Consider the following 2,348-nt stretch of genomic DNA (forward strand, 5'->3'; position numbering starts at 1 on the left):
GCGCGGCGGGGCGATGATGTAGGGCTCGGCGCCATCGTGCCGCCGAGCAAGGTTTAGGGCACCGCCACGAACGAGGCGCCGCAGGATCTGCAGATTCTGCGGAGTGCGCCGGAAGAGGCCTGGCATTCAAGGAACATCATGGCAAAATCACGTTTTCACCTGTTTCGTTACCAGCTTCTTCCTCGAGACAGATACTTTCAGGGTGATCTTTACGGCCCCAATTCGGTTGATGAGCTCATCAAGCAAAAGAACGAACTGTTCTCGGCGGCTCTCCGCGCTCCGACGTTATTCAAGAGCGAACGAACCGAGGTAAACGTGCAGAAGCTGGTCGACAGCGATGACTTCTTCCTCTACAGAATTGCCGTCAACCGCTCAGTAAATCTAGAAACGAAAGATTTCGGATCAAGGCCAGCGGACCATTGGCCTAAAATTTGGGTAGCAATATGGAACCACCCCGATAAGCAGCTTATTGCTGTTCAACATCGAACTCAGGCATTTCAGAAACCTATTGCCGCAGCCCGGCTTTTGATGAAATCCCTTGAAGAACCACTATCAAGACATCAGCTCGTTGCAGCAGCGGAGCCACTTTTTGAAGAAAAGGTGTTTTGGGATCTAGTTGATAAGCACAAGGGGCGCATAAAGAAAGTCGAATTTGAGCTCGTGACGCCTAATATGGCGTCAATCTCAAAAGCACTTCCTGATGATCTTAGGTCCTTTGCGAAACGCACCAATGCCGTTAAGAGCACCCTTTCGCTTGAGTCGGATCCTGAGTCAGCTCTCGTACTCGAAAAAAGCGATGAGGTGGTTGAGGGGCTAGCCTCATATACCAGCGAAGGCGGTGGTAACGTATCGATCAGCTTGGCTGGCATCAAAAAGAAGATCAGTACGTCGACTACTGTTAAGGAAATCGAGGTTGCAGATGCTAAACTAGAGGGAGACGCTGATGCTGTGGCGGAAATACTCAAGAGCTTGATGAAATGATTAAACAGGTTCTGACGACCTCCCTAATAGCTTTGGGCATAGGGTATCTATGCCAGCTTGCTCAGACAGCTGGGCAGAGTCAGTACCTGAACGATTTTTTAAAGGGAAACCTGATTACATTGCTTATCGCGTTGCTAGCGATAAACTCAGCAACAATGGGCATCGTTCTTACAAAGATTCGCGAGCTTATTGATAAAAAAGGCGTAGGGTCAGAAAGTTTTTCGGCCACAAAAGCTGAGATGTTACTTTCGATTAAAGAGCAGGTCGGTCTTATCGCTTTGTCGGTTATCTTGCTTACATTGAATGATTCGGTTTTCGTTTTGAGCACCTCCGAGTTAAAGTCTGGGATGTCGGTCGCCATATGTTCGATCTTTGCGTATTCGCTGTTGAATTTATACGATACGGCTAAAAGCGTAATCATAATCATCGATTACGACTGATCGGCGGGCGCACAGCTAAGCCCCGCACCTAGCGGGGCTTTTCATAAGCGATACGGCTGTAAGCCATCACCTACAGTAGACGTCATGATTAAGCCATATCCTGCCCTGATCCTTTCGATCATAGTTCGCTCGCAATAGCACAGGACGTGCCCCGGGCCTGGAAGGCCGATGGACCACCGCGCGGATCGCGGAGCTTGGAGCGACGGGACAAAAGTACAAATTTAGCCCCGCCCTGTGCGGGGCTTTTCACATGCGCACGGAGGCGCTATGCACCGCATCACCCTCGCCTTACTTCTGCTCTCCTCCCCTGCTCTCTCTGCCACGCTCGAATGCCGCGTCATCGGTGTGGCTGACGGCGACACCCTCACCTGCCTGACCGCCGACAAGAGGCAGGAGCGCATCCGTCTTCGCGGCATCGACGCTCCCGAACGCAAGCAGTCTTTCGGCGAGCGCTCACGCCAGAACCTTTCCAACCTGGCCTACGGTAAGACCGCGACCATCCACTGGACCAAACGCGACCACTGGAAGCGCATCATCGGCTCGGTGTGGGTTGATCCTGCCGATTGCCCAGGCTGCGGCCATACGCTCGACGCCGGCCGAGCGCAGCTCGCCAACGGCATGGCCTGGTGGTACGAGCGCTACGCCAAGGAGCAGCCCCAGGAAGAGCGCCACGCCTACGAGTTCGAGCAGGCCGAGGCGCGCGCTCGATCCGTAGGGCTGTGGCGCGATCCTCAGCCGATTCCGCCTTGGGACTGGCGACGCGGCAAGCGCTGATCAGAATGGCGCCGCGGTCTCTTCCTGCGGCTCGTGCTCCTGATCAACTATCACCACCTCCTCCTCATCTTCTCGCCGGCCCCACTCCAACGTCACCGTACCGTCGTCGTTGAAGGTCATGTTCAGCCCGTCCGTCTCGGCCAGCATCTCCAT

Annotated in this window: 4 protein-coding genes; 3 read left to right on the forward strand and 1 reads right to left on the reverse strand. The window is 54.1% G+C overall.

Annotated elements, in window-relative coordinates; genetic code table 11:
* Nucleotides 1–138: 138 nt before the first annotated feature.
* From EA795_RS20480 to EA795_RS20490, 3 genes are all read left to right on the forward strand, one after another.
* Nucleotides 139–981, forward strand: coding sequence for a hypothetical protein (locus tag EA795_RS20480; RefSeq protein ID WP_205891510.1), 843 nt, complete (start codon nucleotides 139–141; stop codon nucleotides 979–981).
* Nucleotides 978–1,421 carry a hypothetical protein gene (locus EA795_RS20485; protein WP_122079211.1) on the forward strand — a complete coding sequence of 148 codons (444 nt, stop codon included), beginning with the start codon at nucleotides 978–980 and terminating at the stop codon, nucleotides 1,419–1,421. The genes EA795_RS20480 and EA795_RS20485 overlap by 4 nt, the downstream gene beginning before the upstream one ends.
* A gap of 267 nt (nucleotides 1,422–1,688) precedes the next feature.
* Nucleotides 1,689–2,195, forward strand: coding sequence for a thermonuclease family protein (locus EA795_RS20490; protein ID WP_122079213.1), 507 nt, complete (start codon nucleotides 1,689–1,691; stop codon nucleotides 2,193–2,195).
* On the opposite strand, the gene EA795_RS21730 is transcribed toward EA795_RS20490, so the two are convergent.
* Nucleotides 2,196–2,348, reverse strand: coding sequence for a DUF1654 domain-containing protein (locus EA795_RS21730; RefSeq protein WP_122079215.1), 153 nt, complete (start codon nucleotides 2,346–2,348; stop codon nucleotides 2,196–2,198).

This window comes from Stutzerimonas nitrititolerans (assembly GCF_003696285.1).
GTDB lineage: Bacteria > Pseudomonadota > Gammaproteobacteria > Pseudomonadales > Pseudomonadaceae > Stutzerimonas > Stutzerimonas nitrititolerans.